Here is a 14,262-nt window from a genome sequence, read left to right as displayed (position 1 = left end):
CTATCGATCTCCGTCATTGGTTGGACGAGGCAGCCGCGGCGGCTGTCCCAGGTTTCGCTGAAGCACGCGTATTTCCCCGTTTTCTTCGCGCCGCAGCCGGCTCACAAGAGCCAACCGGCGATCAGCCAGACGCACCTCGCTGATGGCCTGAAAGAATTGACTGGTCACCGCGATATTGGTGCCTTGCAGTTGGACACCGCCAAGCGCCGGTTGCGCCATGAAGGTCGCCACATCGCGAAAACCACCGGCCTGCCGCGCCTGTATCAAACCTTCGGCGGCGCTCGGACTGAGGTTGTCGGCAAGGCTCGACAGCACCATCGCGCTGGCAGTGTTGACGTTCAATGGCGTGTCCGCCGGCAGCGCGCTGACATAGGGCGCCAACCGCTGGAAATCCTCGTCGCGCATGTCCAGCAACAGGCGCAGCTCCGACAGATCCTCGAGACGATTCCCGGCAGTGCGGTAGGGCGGATCGAGCAACAGGTAGGCATTGTCCTCGGCGCCCAGTTCGCCAGTGGGCTGCTGATCGCCGTCCAGCCAGTCCAGTAATCGATCGGCGTAAGGCTCGGTGATCTGCAGGCGCAGCAGTAGCCGGCGGAACTGCGCCAACGCGGCCGCATTCGGCTGTTGCTCCTGCACCAGGCTATTGAGGTTGAAGCGACCGGCCAAGTCTTCGATACGGATCTGCACCTGACCTTGGCCGTCGTCGAGATCGTAGGTCGGCTGCGGCAGGGCCCAGGGCTCGAGCAGATGATCGACGGCAGGCACGCCGGTGCCGTTGCCGGTCGCCTGCAGATCACGACGCAGGATCGATTGCGCCAGGGCTTCGCCGCCCAGAGCATAGTGCCAGGCCTGACGTGCCTGCGACTGGTTGGCGGTGCCGCGGATAGAAAGCTGCTGACGGGCAATCATGCCGGCGCAGACCACGGTGACGATCGCCACCACCAGCAATACGGTGATCAGCGCGACGCCGCGCTGGGCCTTCATTGCAGTTCGTCCTCGGGTACCGGTTCGGGCACGCCCTGGGAATCCGGCTGGATGAAATCGGGCGCCGATGTCGGGCCGTTCGGCAGACGCAGCAGACGGGTGATGGTGCCGTAGCGCTGGTGATCGAACGAGAACTCCACGGCAGCCGGAAGGCGCCGGGCCTGCTCTTCCGGGTTGCCGCGACCGAACTCGAATGGCGGCCACTCCTCGTGCCAGCTATTTTCCGCGTCCAGATAGCGCAAACGCAGCTCGATCACATTGTCGAGAACCTGCTGCACTCGCGGCTGGCTGTCGATATCACGATCGAGCACGACCCAGTAGAGCCGCTCGAGATTGTCTCCGGAGAGGCGCCAGCGCACCCGTTGAAGGTTGGCGCGACGCATCCCGGTGGGATTGCGCCAGCCGCTGCGGGTCAGCTCAAGGGCGACGCCGTCCTCGACACCCGCCAACTGGCCAATGAAGGCATTCTGCTCGTCGCCATAACCGTCGCGAACCGGCCGCGGCACGGCCTGGATCAGGTCCTGTTCCAGACGCCAAACGGCGCGACCGAGCTGCCGCAACTGGGCTTCCTGGGCACGCACCACCGTATCGCTGCGCAACACGGCTTCGAGCATGCGATAGGTTGCCAGGCCCAGCAGCGCGAACAGGGCGATGGCGATCAGCAGTTCCAGCAGGGTAAAGCCCGCCACGGTGCGACGCATCACGGGTCGACCCCGACGAAGCCGGTAAGGCTGGTCACGGCGCGCTCGGCTATCGAATCGTTGCCACCTCGCGACTCGGCCGCCGCCACCCAGACGCGAATGCGCAGCAGGCCGGGCGTTCCGCTGGTCTCCACTTCGCTAAGCGTCTGCCACTGGCGGCCAGCGAAGTCCAGCTCCAGATCTTCGCGACCGATACTCGGGGCCGGTTGTTGCAGTTGCAGTTCGGTGAGGCGGTTGTCAGCGATCCAGCCCGCCAGGGTCAGCGCCTCCAACCGCCCAGCGTTGTTCACGCTGCGCCCGGCGGCGGTCAGCACTACCGCCGCAACAATCGCGAAAATTGCCAACGCCACCAGAACTTCCAGCAAGGTGAAGCCACGCAAGCGCGACAGACCGTTGCTCATCGGCGCTCTTCCAGAGGTTCGGCGCGGGGCATGCGAAAACCATCGCTGGAAACGACCCAGCTGGTGCCTCCCGGTCGTTGGTCGGACAGTGTCAGGGTGAATGGCGATAGCTCGCCGCTCGACAAGATCAACAACTGAGGCTGCACGCGCGGCGCACGGCGGCGCTCGCGATCCTCGTCATCGGACAGACCGATAGGGTCGTCCTCGCGCTTGACCGGAGCCACCAGCTTCAGCGGGGTGCCATCGAGTTCCAGTTCCAGACGTATCCACTCCGGTGGCCGGTGCGCCTCGCTGTCGCCGGCGTCGCGCCAGCGCGTCTCGGCTTCGTCGTAATGCATCACCCGATAGCCATCGCGATTGATCAACAGGCCGTACTCACGGCTGTCGAGTACGGCTTCGTCAGCCATCAGGCTGATCAGTGTCGCCAGTCGCTGTGCTTCATCGCGGATCTCGCGAGATGAACTGGAACTGCCCGTCGACAGCACCGCCAAGCCCACCAGACAGCCGAGAATGACGATTACCACCAGCAGCTCGATCAGCGTGAAGCCACCGTCCCGGCGCGCCCGAGGCATCGATCAGAGGTCCCAGCTACCGATATCTGCGTTCAGATCGGAGCCGCCCTGCTTGCCATCGGCACCGTAGGAGTACAGGTCGAACTGGCCCTGCGTGCCCGGCGACAGGTATTGGTATTCATTACCCCAGGGGTCCTTGGGCACGCGCTTGAGGTAGCCGTCGCGGTTCCAATTCTTCGGCTGCGGATTACCGCCGGGCTTCTCCACCAGCGCATCGAGACCTTGCTGGGTGCTGGGGTAGGCGTAGTTGTCCAGCTTGTACATGTCCAGCGCAGCACCGATGGCCTTGATGTCGCCCTTGGCCACGGTCACCTTGGCCTGGTCCGGGCGATTCATTACCTGTGGCACCACGAGCGCGGCGAGGATCCCGAGAATCACCACCACGACCATGATTTCGATGAGGGTGAAGCCCCTCTGTTTGCGTTCGTTCAACGTCATGCTCGTTAGCCCACCAGTTGATTGAGAGAAAGAATCGGCAGCAGGATCGCCAGGACGATCACCAATACCACAGCCCCCATGAATACCAGCATGAAGGGTTCGAAAAGACCCACCAGCAGGGATATCTGCGCCGCCAGGTCGTTTTCCTGATTGCGCGCGGTACGCGCCAGCATCTGGTCCAGTTCCCCAGATTTCTCGCCGCTGGCGATCATGTGCAGCATCATCGGCGGAAATTCGTTGGTGGCGTCCAGCGCACGGGTCAGACTGCCACCTTCGCGCACACGCTGCGCCGCCTCGATGACCTTGTCGCGAATACGCAGATTGGCGATCACCGCGGCGGCGATGCCCAGCGCGTCCACCAGCGGTACACCGCTGCGGGTGAGGATCGCCAAGGTCGAGGCGAAACGTGCAGTATTGGTCGCCCGCGCCAGCCGTCCCACCAGCGGAATGCGCAGGATGAAGGCGTGCCAGCGGCGCTTGATCTTTTCGTCGCGCAGCGCCTGACGCATGGCCACACCAGCCGCGACGATGACGATAAGCATCAGCCAGCCCCAGCGCTGCACCGCCTCACTGACGGCGATCAGCCCGGTGGTCAACGTCGGCAGCGCCTGGCCGGTGTTGACGAATACTTTGACCACATCCGGCACCACGTACCCCAGCAGCAGCACTACGATGGCCAGCGAGGCCACCAGCAGGATCACCGGATATAACAGTGCCAGCTGGATCTTCTGCCGTGATTGCTGGCGCTGATCGGTGTAGTCGGCCAGCTGATCGAGCACCAGCCCGAGATGCCCGGCGTGCTCGCCCGCCGCGACGGTGGCGCGGTACAGCTCGGGAAAGGCCGACGGATACTCGCGCAGCGCCCCCGCCAGGCTATGGCCTTCCATCACTCGCGCCCGGACCGCCAGCAGCATCGATTTGATCTTCTGCGACGTCGATTGCGCGGCCGCGGCACGCAGGGCTTCCTCGATGGGCAGCGCGGCCTGGACAAGGGTGGAGAGCTGGCGGGTCACCAGCGCCAAGTCGCGTGCCGACAACCCACGGCCGAAGGCGAAGCCACCGCCGCCGGTGTCTTCCTTGGCCTTGGCCTGCTTGACTTCCAGCGGTGACCACTGCTTCTCGCGCAGCAACTGGCGGGCCTGACGCGGGCTGTCCGCTTCGATTAGGCCCTTCTGCTCACGACCGCGCGGGTCGAGCGCAAGATATTCGAAGGCAGCCATCAGGCACGCGCCTCGCAGGTTCGGTCAGCGCTATAGGGCGGGTGCAACCCGCCGATCGCGCAAGACGCTTGCACCGTACCGGCGGGCTGCACCCGTCCTGTGCGTGCAGCCTGTTGGCGTTGCGCATAATCAATAGGGCGGGTCGCAACCTGGCCTGTCTCGCCTAGGTCTTTCGACGGCTTGCCAGGGTACTCGGCGACAAATCCTAATTGGCGGGTTTCACCTGCCCTACCCGCGTGCCGAACATTGGCGTTCATCTCACTCCTCTCGCGTCACGCGCAACACTTCCTCAATGGTAGTCACCCCTTCGCGCACCTTGCGCAGGCCGTCGTCGCGGATGCTCGGGCCGAGTTTTCGCGCATGGCGGAGCATGTCCTGCTCCGGTGCGCGGGTGTGAATCATGCTGCGCAGGGCATCGTCGAACATCACCAATTCGTAGATACCGGTCCGCCCGCGATAACCCAGCTGGCGGCAGACGTCGCAACCCTCGGCGTGATACAGCGTCGGCGCTTCGCTCGGATCGAGGCCGAACAGCGCACATTCGGCTTCGTCGGCGACATAGGCGCGTTTGCAGTCATTACACAGCACCCGCACGAGGCGCTGGGCCAGCACGCCGAGCAGCGACGAGGAAATAAGGAACGGCTCGACGCCCATGTCCACCAGCCGCGTCACCGCGCCGATGGCGCTGTTGGTGTGCAGCGTCGAGAGCACCAGATGGCCAGTCAGCGAGGCCTGTACCGCCATGTCGGCGGTCTCCTGGTCGCGGATCTCGCCGACCATCACCACGTCCGGGTCCTGACGCAGAATAGCCCGCAAGCCGCGGGCGAAGGTCATATCGACCTTGGTGTTGACCTGGGTCTGGCCGATGCCTTCGAGGTTGTATTCGATCGGGTCCTCGACGGTGAGGATGTTGCGCGTGCGGTCGTTGAGCGTGACCAGGCTGGCATACAGCGTGGTGGTCTTGCCCGAGCCGGTCGGACCGGTGACGAGGATGATGCCGTGGGGCTTCTGCACCGCCTGCTCCATCACCTTGCGATCACGGTCGCTCATGCCCAGATGACGCAGGGTCAGGCGCCCAGCCTGCTTATCGAGCAGACGCAGCACCACTCGCTCGCCATTGGCCGATGGCAGGGTCGAGACCCGGATATCCACTTCACGTCCGCCGACCCGAAGGGAAATCCGACCGTCTTGGGGGATCCGCTTCTCGGCGATGTCGAGCCGCGCCATGACCTTGATCCGCGACACCAACAATGCCGCCAGCTCGCGCTTGGGCTGCACCACTTCGCGCAGGATGCCGTCGATACGGAAACGAATGATCAGGCGTTTCTCGAAGGTTTCGACGTGAATATCCGAAGCATTCTCTTTGATCGCCTCGCCGAGGATGGCGTTGATCAGGCGGATGATCGGCGCATCGTCTTCCTGTTCGAGCAGGTCTTCGGTTTCCTGGATTTGATCGGCCAGGCTGTGCAGGTCCATCTCATCGCCCAGCCCTTCGACCATCAGCATCGCCGCCGATGAGTCGTGCTGGTAGGCCGCGCTCAGCGCCTGCTCGAATTCCTCCTGCGCCAGCCATTGCATCGCCAAAGGACCGCCTGCAACGCGCTGCGCCTCCTGCAGCGCAGTCAGCGGTGCGCCCTCGCGCGCGCATAGGCGCAGGCCTTCGGGGCGATCCAGCAGAATCACGCCATGGCGCCGAGCAAAGGCAAACGGCAGCCGCCGCTGGACCGGCTCCTCCAGCAAGGTGGTCATCTCGTTCACGTCCAATTGGGCCATGCTGAATTTCTCACGAGTAATGCAATCGAAGATCGTCGGCAGTCCGAAGCCAGCGCAACCAACGGCTTTGGACTACAAGGAATGCATGACATTACAAACCTTCGACAGTTTTTATCAGGCTGTCGAACCCGGTCAGCCGCAAAACGGCACCTAGGTCGAATATAGACAACGCCTCGGACGAATACCCCGTCTATGGCCCGTCATTCATGATTGCCCGCGCAAAACTTGGTAAGGGAGCCTTAGACGAAGGTCTAACCCAATACTAGCAAGGCCTGCAGCGTTACAAAGCAACCTAACGGTCATGTTTTGAACGGAGCGGCACGATAGCGTTCTGATTAAAACGGTTGTTTGATTCGCCCAGCCCTTGCAGAATGCCGCGCCGCGGCGGCTTTACCAGCCGAACAGGGGCCTCGTCAGCCGATTTACACCCGACCGCCATCCGCAGTGGCCGGGCGAAAAGTAATGCCAGCGGTGCAATAGCCGGGTTACCGCGCAGCGCCGCTGGTTACGATCAAGCAGGAGAACAAGAACAATGCACATTGGTGTTCCTCTCGAAACCAGGCCCGGTGAAACGCGCGTTGCCGCGACACCGGAAACCGTCAAGAAGCTGATCGGCCAAGGGCATCAGGTAACTGTGCAGAGCGGTGCAGGCGTACAAGCCAGCGTCCCGGACAGTGCCTTCGAAGCGGCAGGCGCAACCATCGCCGATGCCGCTGCGGCGTTCGCAGCAGAGATCCTGCTGAAGGTGAACGCACCGAACGAATCTGAACTGGCGCAAATGCAGCCGGGTACGGTTCTGGTCGGCATGCTCAATCCCTTCGACAACGAAAACATCGCACGCATGGCCGAACGCGGCATTACCGCCTTCGCCCTCGAAGCGGCGCCACGCACCTCGCGCGCGCAGAGCCTCGACGTGCTGTCCTCGCAGGCCAACATTGCCGGCTACAAGGCGGTGATGGTCGCCGCCAACCAGTACCCACGCTTCATGCCGATGCTGATGACGGCTGCCGGTACGGTGAAAGCCGCTCGCGTGCTGATCCTCGGTGCGGGCGTTGCCGGTCTGCAGGCCATCGCCACAGCCAAGCGTCTGGGCGCGGTCATCGAAGCCTCGGACGTCCGTCCGGCGGTGAAGGAGCAGATCGAGTCCCTGGGCGCCAAGTTCGTCGACGTACCGTGCGAGACCGATGAAGAGCGTGAATGCGCCGAAGGCGTCGGCGGTTACGCCCGACCGATGCCCGCTTCTTGGATGGCGCGCCAAGCCCAGGCCGTGCACGAGCGTGCCAAGCAAGCCGACATCATCATCACCACCGCGCTGATTCCGGGCCGCAAGGCGCCGACGCTGCTGCAGGAAGAAACGGTGCAGCAGATGAAGCCCGGCTCGGTGGTGATCGATCTGGCCGCCTCTCAGGGCGGCAACTGTCCATTGACCGAAGCCGATCAGGTGGTGGTCAAGCACGGCGTGACCCTGGTTGGCTACACCAACCTGGCGACCCTCGTGCCGGCGGATGCTTCGGCGCTATACGCACGCAACCTGCTGGACTTCCTCAAGCTGGTGATCGATGGCGAAGCCAGGTTCCAGCTCAATCTCGAAGACGACATCGTCGCCGCGTGCCTGATGTGCCGTGACGGCCAGGTCGTGCGCACCAACGGTTAAGGGAGCCCGAGAAAATGGACCTGATATCTGATGGCATCTACAACCTGATCATCTTTGTGCTGGCGATCTACGTCGGCTACCACGTGGTCTGGAACGTCACCCCCGCGCTGCATACCCCGCTGATGGCGGTCACCAATGCCATTTCAGCAATCGTCATCGTCGGCGCCATGCTCGCCGCCGCCCTGACCGTCACCCCGATGGGCAAGCTGATGGGCACCCTGGCCGTGACACTGGCGGCAGTGAACGTCTTTGGCGGTTTCCTGGTCACCCGCCGCATGCTGGAAATGTTCAAGAAGAAGGAGCGCGCGTCCGTTGCAGGCAGCGCCAAGGCGGAGTCCAAGCCATGAGCATGAACCTCATCACCCTGCTCTACCTCATCGCTTCGGTGAGCTTCATTCAGGCCTTGAAAGGTCTTTCGCACCCCACCACCTCACGCCGCGGCAACCTGTTCGGCATGATCGGCATGGGCATCGCCGTGGTGACCACGGTGTTCCTGGTGTTCAAGCTCGGCGCGCAGTTGGCCGAGGGCGGCAGCGCCTGGGCCGGCCTGGGCTTCATCATTCTCGGTCTGCTCGTCGGCGGTAGCATCGGCACGCTGATGGCCAAGCGCGTCGAGATGACCAAGATGCCCGAACTGGTTGCCTTCATGCACAGCATGATTGGCCTGGCTGCAGTGTTCATCGCCATCGCCGCGGTGCTCGAGCCGCAGTCGCTGGGCATCGTTCAGGCGCTTGGCTATCCGATCCCGGCCGGCAACCGTTTGGAGCTGTTCCTCGGTGCAGCCATCGGCGCCATCACCTTCTCCGGTTCGGTGATCGCCTTCGGCAAGCTGTCGGGCAAATACAAGTTCCGCCTGTTCCAGGGCGCGCCGGTGGTGTTCGCCAATCAGCACAAGATCAACCTCGCCGTCGGCGTGGCGATTCTGGTGCTGGGCCTGATCTACACCTTCAGCGGCAACTTCACCGCGTTCATGATTCTGGTGGCGCTGGCCTTCGTCATCGGCGTGCTGATCATCATCCCCATCGGCGGCGCCGACATGCCGGTGGTGGTGTCGATGCTCAACAGCTACTCGGGCTGGGCGGCGGCCGGTATCGGCTTCTCGCTGAACAACTCGATGCTGATCATCGCCGGTTCGCTGGTGGGTTCGAGCGGCGCGATCCTCTCGTACATCATGTGCAAGGCGATGAACCGTTCGTTCTTCAACGTGATTCTCGGTGGCTTCGGCGGCGCGGCGGATGCCGGCCCGGCTGCGGGCAGCACGGAACAGCGTCCGGTCAAATCAGGCTCGTCCGATGACGCCGCCTTCCTGCTGTCGAACGCCGACACCGTGATCATCGTCCCCGGCTACGGCCTGGCGGTGGCTCGCGCGCAGCATGCGCTGAACGAGCTGGCCGAAAAGCTGACGCACATGGGCGTGACCGTGAAATACGCGATCCACCCGGTGGCGGGTCGCATGCCCGGCCACATGAACGTGCTGCTGGCCGAGGCCGAAGTGCCGTATGAGCAGGTGTTCGAGATGGACGACATCAACTCCGAGTTCGGCCAGGCGGATGTGGTGCTGGTCCTCGGCGCCAACGATGTGGTCAACCCGGCGGCGAAGAACGATCCGAAATCGCCGATCGCCGGCATGCCGATCCTCGAGGCTTACAAAGCCAAGACGGTCATCGTCAACAAGCGCTCCATGGCCAGCGGTTATGCCGGTCTGGACAACGAGCTGTTCTACATGGACAAGACCATGATGGTCTTCGGCGACGCCAAAAAGGTCGTCGAGGATATGGTTAAAGCTGTGGAATAAGCGCACCACGTGACATCAAAAACCCCTCCCGGCTTGGCCGCGAGGGGTTTTGTTTTTTCTGCTTCTGCAGCGGATCAGCGACCGAACACCTTGGCCAGATGCGCTTCGTAGCGCTGAATGTCCGCTTCGATGGCAGGCCGCTTCATCACATCGACGCAAAGGAAGGTGGGCAAGCCTGTCATGCCAAGGAACTCGTTGGCCTTGTGGAAAGGAAAATAGACGGCATCGACGCCCTTGCCCTCGAAGAAATCGCTCGGATCGTCGAAGGCCTGCTGTGGCGCGTTCCAGGTCGCCGAAATCATGTACTGCTTGCCTTGTAGCAGCCCGCCGCTGCCGTACTTCTGCGAGGCGTCTGAGCGCGTGCGCCCGTCGTTGGCATAGAGGCTGCCGTGACCTTCGGTGAACACCTCGTCGAGGTACTTCTTCACCGTCCAGGGCGCGCCCATCCACCATCCGGGCATCTGGTAGATGACCACGTCGGCCCAAAGGTACTTGGCGACTTCCTCAGCCACGTCATAGCCGGCGTCGATCTGCGTTTCCTTGACGTCGAAGCCTGCGCGGTCGAGAAAGCTCAACGCAGTCTCGTGAAGGGTGGCGTTGTAACGGCCATCGGAGTGGGCGAACTGCTTTCCGCCGTTGAGCAGCAACACGTTTTTCATGGATCGGATACCTGGCAAGTTGCGAATGGCGAGCAGCCTAACGATTCCGAACCCGGCGAAACAGAGCCCCTACGGCAAAAGCCAATTGACTGAAAGTCACGAATGCGCGGCCGGTCCATGCGGTAGCGTTTGCAGCTCACAACTGCCCGTACGGAGCCAACTCATGAGCGACACCTGCGCCTTCATCCTTCACGCCTACACGCGACCGGAAAAAGCAGACGAATTCGAAGCGCTGTTCAGCGCCTACGTCGATTCAAGCCGGGCCGAAGACGGCTGTATCGAATATCACATGCTGCGCGACGCGCAGGAGCCGACCCTGTTTATCTTCTATGAAGTCTGGCAATCCCGCGCGCATCTGGAGGCGCACAGCGCTCTTCCCCATATGCGCTGCTTCCACGAGCAGCGCATGGATTACCTGACGCGCGATTTCGAGATCCGCCCGATCGCGATGATCAGTCCATCATCCGCATCGCGCTAGGCAGCTCCCTTGCGGCGAAACAGTTCCTCGTTGTTACCTGCCGTACAGTTCGTCCTCGCTCGCAACTGAACCGGTACAACCCACAACGCCTGTAACTGTTACGCAACAGCGCGACACGCGACTCTATCTGCCCATAACCCATCCCCGCGAAACGGCGGGAAGGAGAGGCACATGGAGCGCGTACTGCCCCGCACGCTCACCCTCGGTTCCGGCTCGGCATTGCTGCGCCGTTTGCTGCAGTTGCTGCGCCTCTGGCAACAACGCGCGCGCACCCGACGCCAGCTAGCGGCTCTGGACGACCGCCAACTGGCCGATATCGGCGTCAGCCGCAGCGAGCGAATGGATGAGTTGGGCAAGCCCTTCTGGCGTTGACGTCGCGCTTCCCAGGCGAGGCCCTGCGGCCTAAGCTGAACGGCACCCTGATGCGACGGTCGAAAAGAACGTCGGCGGGAAGCCGCGTTTAGCTCTGGAGAAGTCTATGAACAAGTATCTATTGTCAGTTGCCGCTGCTGCCTGCCTGATGGCGGGGACCGCATCGGCCGGCAGCATCACCGGCACCATCGACGCCATCGGCGCCTCGCTGGTCAACACCGTCGAAGGCACCTCCGACATCAGTTCTGACTTGGGCGATGACAAGCTGGTGCTTGATGCGCGTGACGATGCAGCCCGCTTCGTTGGCAGCAACGGCGAAACGCGTGGCGCTCAGCTGGAGGCAGCGCTCGGTCATATCCGCAGCCAGGCGCCGAGCCTGGAGGCGAGCGACCTGGAACTGGCCAGCGCGATCCTGGCGCTTTAAGCGGACACACCGAATCCTGGGCCGCGGCGCTGGCCGTCTGGCTGGCGTTTCGCTAGCCTTGGCAGCTGATTTTTCGGCACCGGGATTTACATGCGTTCGCTCTACCTTGTACTGGCCGGCTGCTGCCTCTGTGGCAGCGCGCAGGCATTCGACAGCATCTTCGCTGGCACCGTCGCCTCCACCTATGTCGCCAGCCAGGTCACCACGGCCCCCTTCGACAACAAGCTGATTCTCGATTCGCGTGACGAAGCAGCCCGTTTCGTCGCCAGCCAAGGCGAAATCCGCGGCGCGCGGCTGGAATCGGCGTTGCGCTGGCTGCGCGAACAGCAGCCACGACTTGCCGCAAGCGACCTTGAACTGGCCGAGGCAATCCTCGTCCAATGACCCACTCGATTTCACGAGATTCCATCATGAACCTGAAGCTGATTGCCGCGCCTTTTGCGCTGGCCATGCTGACCACCGGCGCTCAGGCGCAAACCCTGGTCGCCACGAGCAATATCGTCGTCAACGCGCTGGACCGCAGCATCAATTTCACCTCGGATATCACCAGCCGGATCAGCGATATGAAGATCGTCAGCGAAGCCCGTGACGAGGCCGCCGGCTTCGTCGCCAGCGGTGGCGAAATTCGCGGCGCGCGGCTTGAGGCTGCGCTCGGCAGCTTGCGCAGTGCCTTTCCAGAAGCGCAGCAAGCCAGTGATCTGGCCCTGGCCGAAGCCATCCTCGCGCAGTGAAATCACCTCGCGCCTGGTGGCTGGCCGTTGCGCTCACGACGCTCGCCAGCATTTGTCAGGCGGATCTGCGACTGACTCTGGATGACGCAAAGTTGCAACCGGCCGAGCGTGCGGCCAGTCAGCAATTGCTGGACGAAGCCATGGCTGCCTTGCCGCCGCGGATGCTCGAGCGGCTCGACCGAGACGTCCGCGTTCGTTGGCATGATGGCTTGACCCATGACGTCTATGGCAGCGCGGGCGGCGATCTGCTGTTACTCAATCGCCGCCTGCTGCCCGGGCTGACCGATGGCAGCGCCGCCAAACAGCGCACCGAGCGCCCACACGGTACGGTGCGGCGAGAATTGCTGGCGACATTGGTGCACGAGATCGCTCATCTGTATGACCGCGCCCGGCTCTGGTCGCCGGAAGGCCATCGGCAACTGGCGTTCTGCGGCCAGCGCGCCGCCAGCCTCGGCTTGGTCGGGCTGCCGGACAGCTGCCGCGGCCAGACTGAACGTCGCTTCACGCTCAGCGACGACCCGCGCCTGCTCGATCTGGCCGGCTGGCCCCAGCGTGTCGGCCAGCGTGGCGAAAGAGAAGCCGAGAACGCCCAGGTTGCTCGCAGCCCCGACGCCTACGAGCTGACCAATCCGTTGGAATTCGTCGCGGTGAACCTGGAATATTTCCTCCTCGACCCCAGCTATGCTTGCCGCCGCCCCTCGCTGCATCGCTATTTTCGAGAGCATTTCGGCTGGCAGCCCGTCGACGTGGCGGATTGCGAACCGGGTCTGCCGATTCTCAACGCCGGTCATGATTTCTCCCGCACGCCGCTGATCAAGCTTGATCCGGAGCGCGTCTACGAAGTGGATTATCTGTTCGCCGAGGCCAACGATGCCTGGGTCAGCCGCTGGGGCCATAGCATGCTGCGCCTGGTGATCTGCGCACCGGGCCGTCCGCGCGGACCGGCTTGCCGACTGGACCTCGACCATCATCTGGTGCTGTCCTTTCGTGCCTTCGTCGGCGACGTGCAATTGTCCAGCTGGGACGGCCTGACTGGCGTCTACCCGTCGCGTCTGTTCGTCCTGCCGCTGGGCCAGGTGATCGACGAATACACCAAGGTCGAGCTGCGCAGCCTGGCCTCGATCCCGCTCAAGCTGCAGCGCAGCGAAATCGACAGGCTGGTCGAGCACAGCGCGGAGATGCACTGGAGCTACGACGGCGACTATTACTTTCTGTCCAACAACTGCGCGGTGGAAACCCTCAAGTTGCTGCGCAGCGGCACCGGCCGGCCGGAACTCGATGCCCTGGACAGCATATTGCCGAGCGGCCTGCTGGAAATCCTGATCAACCGCGGCCTGGCCGACGCCAGCGTGCTCGACGATCCGCGTGAGGCGCTGCGCCTGGGATATCGCTTCGATTCTTACCGCGACCGCTACCAGGCCATGTTCGCGGTGCTCCGCGAGCGGCTGGGGCTGCCGCAGGATGATGTCGAGCAATGGCTGGAACTCAGCGCCGAGCAGCGCCGTCCCTGGATCGACAAGGCCGATCTGCGCGCCAGCGCGGCGCTGCTGCTGGTGGAACAGGCAGCGCTGCGCCGTCACTTATTGCTGGCGCAGGAGGAGTTGAAGAATCGCTACCTGAGCGGTCGCGAGCGCCATGACGATAGTCTGGCCAAGGCCGACGACGCGTTGCAGGGCATCCTGGCCAATAGCGGTTACCTCAGCCGCCCGGCCGAGCTGCTCGACGGCAGCGGCTACGGCTTGCCGCAGACCAGTGAATGGCAACGACTGGAGCAGGAAAGCAGCCGGCGTCAGGCACGGCTCAGTCAACTTACCGAGGCGTTGAACAAGGAGGTGCGACTGTTGCTGGGCGAAGAGCGGCGGCTGGAGCTGGAAAGCGTCGAGGCCAACCTGGCGCAGATCAGCGAGCATTTGCGCCGCCTGCATAAAGCGGGTGGCGGTTTGCAGCTGCCTTAGTGACAGCCTGGAGGCTGAGGGCTGAAAAACAAGCAGTACACAGGTGGGGCGGCCCGCGTCGCAACAAGACATGCGAATCGTCCAGCTTTCCAGCCTCAAGCGCTC

The 14,262-nt window shown here is 63.2% G+C and carries 17 protein-coding genes; 9 read left to right on the top strand and 8 right to left on the bottom strand.

Features of this window, described 5'->3' with window-relative positions; all coding sequences use genetic code 11:
• From gspK to gspE, 7 genes are all read right to left on the bottom strand, one after another.
• The gene (gene gspK, locus AC2LD7_RS01655) at positions 1 to 984 is read right to left on the bottom strand and encodes a type II secretion system minor pseudopilin GspK (RefSeq protein ID WP_484596120.1); all 984 of its coding nucleotides are present in this window, start codon (positions 982 to 984) and stop codon (positions 1 to 3) included.
• Positions 981 to 1,685, bottom strand: coding sequence for a type II secretion system minor pseudopilin GspJ (gene gspJ, locus AC2LD7_RS01650; RefSeq protein WP_484596247.1), 705 nt, complete (start codon positions 1,683 to 1,685; stop codon positions 981 to 983). Before gspJ ends, gspK begins: the two co-directional genes overlap by 4 nt.
• On the bottom strand, positions 1,685 to 2,086 hold the full coding sequence (gene gspI / locus AC2LD7_RS01645; protein ID WP_484596119.1) for a type II secretion system minor pseudopilin GspI: 402 nt from the start codon (positions 2,084 to 2,086) through the stop codon (positions 1,685 to 1,687). Before gspI ends, gspJ begins: the two co-directional genes overlap by 1 nt.
• A complete protein-coding gene (gspH, locus tag AC2LD7_RS01640) occupies positions 2,083 to 2,658 on the bottom strand; it encodes a type II secretion system minor pseudopilin GspH (RefSeq protein ID WP_484596118.1) in 576 nt (191 codons plus the stop codon). The genes gspI and gspH overlap by 4 nt, the downstream gene beginning before the upstream one ends.
• Before the next feature lie 3 nt (positions 2,659 to 2,661).
• Positions 2,662 to 3,096: a type II secretion system major pseudopilin GspG gene (gene gspG / locus AC2LD7_RS01635; protein WP_484596117.1), complete on the bottom strand. Its 435-nt coding sequence runs from the start codon at positions 3,094 to 3,096 to the stop codon at positions 2,662 to 2,664.
• Positions 3,097 to 3,101: 5 nt separating this feature from the next.
• Entirely contained in the window at positions 3,102 to 4,316 is a 1,215-nt protein-coding gene (xcpS, locus tag AC2LD7_RS01630) for a GspF family T2SS innner membrane protein variant XcpS (RefSeq protein ID WP_484596116.1), read from the bottom strand.
• 258 nt (positions 4,317 to 4,574) lie between these two features.
• Positions 4,575 to 6,089, bottom strand: a complete 1,515-nt coding sequence (gene gspE / locus AC2LD7_RS01625) for a type II secretion system ATPase GspE (RefSeq protein ID WP_484596115.1) — start codon at positions 6,087 to 6,089, stop codon at positions 4,575 to 4,577.
• A 532-nt stretch (positions 6,090 to 6,621) separates the two neighbouring features.
• Between gspE and AC2LD7_RS01620 the strand changes: the two genes are divergently transcribed.
• Genes AC2LD7_RS01620 through AC2LD7_RS01610 form a run of 3 tightly spaced genes read left to right on the top strand, consistent with a single transcriptional unit; the run spans position 6,622 to position 9,538 of the window.
• Positions 6,622 to 7,743 (top strand): Re/Si-specific NAD(P)(+) transhydrogenase subunit alpha, encoded by a 1,122-nt coding sequence (locus AC2LD7_RS01620; protein ID WP_484596114.1) that lies wholly within the window; start codon positions 6,622 to 6,624, stop codon positions 7,741 to 7,743.
• 14 nt (positions 7,744 to 7,757) lie between these two features.
• Complete coding sequence (locus AC2LD7_RS01615; RefSeq protein WP_025239882.1) at positions 7,758 to 8,090, top strand: NAD(P) transhydrogenase subunit alpha part 2; 333 nt, start codon at positions 7,758 to 7,760, stop codon at positions 8,088 to 8,090.
• Positions 8,087 to 9,538 (top strand): NAD(P)(+) transhydrogenase (Re/Si-specific) subunit beta, encoded by a 1,452-nt coding sequence (locus tag AC2LD7_RS01610; protein WP_484596113.1) that lies wholly within the window; start codon positions 8,087 to 8,089, stop codon positions 9,536 to 9,538. The genes AC2LD7_RS01615 and AC2LD7_RS01610 overlap by 4 nt, the downstream gene beginning before the upstream one ends.
• 74 nt (positions 9,539 to 9,612) lie before the next feature.
• Here AC2LD7_RS01610 and mdaB read toward each other — a convergent pair whose 3' ends face one another.
• Positions 9,613 to 10,197, bottom strand: a complete 585-nt coding sequence (mdaB, locus tag AC2LD7_RS01605) for an NADPH:quinone oxidoreductase MdaB (protein WP_484596112.1) — start codon at positions 10,195 to 10,197, stop codon at positions 9,613 to 9,615.
• Positions 10,198 to 10,360: 163 nt separating this feature from the next.
• Here mdaB and AC2LD7_RS01600 point away from each other — a divergent pair, with 163 nt between their 5' ends.
• The 6 genes from AC2LD7_RS01600 (at position 10,361) to AC2LD7_RS01575 (ending at position 14,157) form a co-directional block, all read left to right on the top strand.
• Positions 10,361 to 10,675 carry a putative quinol monooxygenase gene (locus AC2LD7_RS01600; RefSeq protein WP_484596111.1) on the top strand — a complete coding sequence of 105 codons (315 nt, stop codon included), beginning with the start codon at positions 10,361 to 10,363 and terminating at the stop codon, positions 10,673 to 10,675.
• A 171-nt stretch (positions 10,676 to 10,846) separates the two neighbouring features.
• Positions 10,847 to 11,047, top strand: coding sequence for a DUF1127 domain-containing protein (locus tag AC2LD7_RS01595; RefSeq protein WP_484596110.1), 201 nt, complete (start codon positions 10,847 to 10,849; stop codon positions 11,045 to 11,047).
• A 106-nt stretch (positions 11,048 to 11,153) separates the two neighbouring features.
• Complete coding sequence (locus tag AC2LD7_RS01590; RefSeq protein ID WP_484596109.1) at positions 11,154 to 11,471, top strand: DUF2388 domain-containing protein; 318 nt, start codon at positions 11,154 to 11,156, stop codon at positions 11,469 to 11,471.
• A gap of 90 nt (positions 11,472 to 11,561) precedes the next feature.
• Positions 11,562 to 11,855 carry a DUF2388 domain-containing protein gene (locus tag AC2LD7_RS01585; protein ID WP_484596108.1) on the top strand — a complete coding sequence of 98 codons (294 nt, stop codon included), beginning with the start codon at positions 11,562 to 11,564 and terminating at the stop codon, positions 11,853 to 11,855.
• A gap of 26 nt (positions 11,856 to 11,881) precedes the next feature.
• Positions 11,882 to 12,202 (top strand): DUF2388 domain-containing protein, encoded by a 321-nt coding sequence (locus AC2LD7_RS01580; RefSeq protein ID WP_484596107.1) that lies wholly within the window; start codon positions 11,882 to 11,884, stop codon positions 12,200 to 12,202.
• Complete coding sequence (locus AC2LD7_RS01575) at positions 12,199 to 14,157, top strand: DUF7844 domain-containing protein (RefSeq protein WP_484596106.1); 1,959 nt, start codon at positions 12,199 to 12,201, stop codon at positions 14,155 to 14,157. Before AC2LD7_RS01580 ends, AC2LD7_RS01575 begins: the two co-directional genes overlap by 4 nt.
• Positions 14,158 to 14,262: the final 105 nt, after the last annotated feature.

The organism is Stutzerimonas sp., from assembly GCF_982611455.1.
This window is presented reverse-complemented; position numbering and strand designations above follow the sequence as displayed.

Excerpts from the sequence above, each read along its gene's own strand:
- gspK (WP_484596120.1), bottom strand. The coding sequence starts at position 984 with ATGAAGGCCCAGCGCGGCGTCGCGCTGATCACCGTATTGCTGGTGGTG.
- gspJ (WP_484596247.1), bottom strand. The coding sequence starts at position 1,685 with ATGCGTCGCACCGTGGCGGGCTTTACCCTGCTGGAACTGCTGATCGCC.
- gspI (WP_484596119.1), bottom strand. The coding sequence starts at position 2,086 with ATGAGCAACGGTCTGTCGCGCTTGCGTGGCTTCACCTTGCTGGAAGTT.
- gspH (WP_484596118.1), bottom strand. The coding sequence starts at position 2,658 with ATGCCTCGGGCGCGCCGGGACGGTGGCTTCACGCTGATCGAGCTGCTG.
- gspG (WP_484596117.1), bottom strand. The coding sequence starts at position 3,096 with ATGACGTTGAACGAACGCAAACAGAGGGGCTTCACCCTCATCGAAATC.
- xcpS (WP_484596116.1), bottom strand. The coding sequence starts at position 4,316 with ATGGCTGCCTTCGAATATCTTGCGCTCGACCCGCGCGGTCGTGAGCAG.
- gspE (WP_484596115.1), bottom strand. The coding sequence starts at position 6,089 with ATGGCCCAATTGGACGTGAACGAGATGACCACCTTGCTGGAGGAGCCG.
- AC2LD7_RS01620 (WP_484596114.1), top strand. The coding sequence starts at position 6,622 with ATGCACATTGGTGTTCCTCTCGAAACCAGGCCCGGTGAAACGCGCGTT.
- AC2LD7_RS01615 (WP_025239882.1), top strand. The coding sequence starts at position 7,758 with ATGGACCTGATATCTGATGGCATCTACAACCTGATCATCTTTGTGCTG.
- AC2LD7_RS01610 (WP_484596113.1), top strand. The coding sequence starts at position 8,087 with ATGAGCATGAACCTCATCACCCTGCTCTACCTCATCGCTTCGGTGAGC.
- mdaB (WP_484596112.1), bottom strand. The coding sequence starts at position 10,197 with ATGAAAAACGTGTTGCTGCTCAACGGCGGAAAGCAGTTCGCCCACTCC.
- AC2LD7_RS01600 (WP_484596111.1), top strand. The coding sequence starts at position 10,361 with ATGAGCGACACCTGCGCCTTCATCCTTCACGCCTACACGCGACCGGAA.
- AC2LD7_RS01595 (WP_484596110.1), top strand. The coding sequence starts at position 10,847 with ATGGAGCGCGTACTGCCCCGCACGCTCACCCTCGGTTCCGGCTCGGCA.
- AC2LD7_RS01590 (WP_484596109.1), top strand. The coding sequence starts at position 11,154 with ATGAACAAGTATCTATTGTCAGTTGCCGCTGCTGCCTGCCTGATGGCG.
- AC2LD7_RS01585 (WP_484596108.1), top strand. The coding sequence starts at position 11,562 with ATGCGTTCGCTCTACCTTGTACTGGCCGGCTGCTGCCTCTGTGGCAGC.
- AC2LD7_RS01580 (WP_484596107.1), top strand. The coding sequence starts at position 11,882 with ATGAACCTGAAGCTGATTGCCGCGCCTTTTGCGCTGGCCATGCTGACC.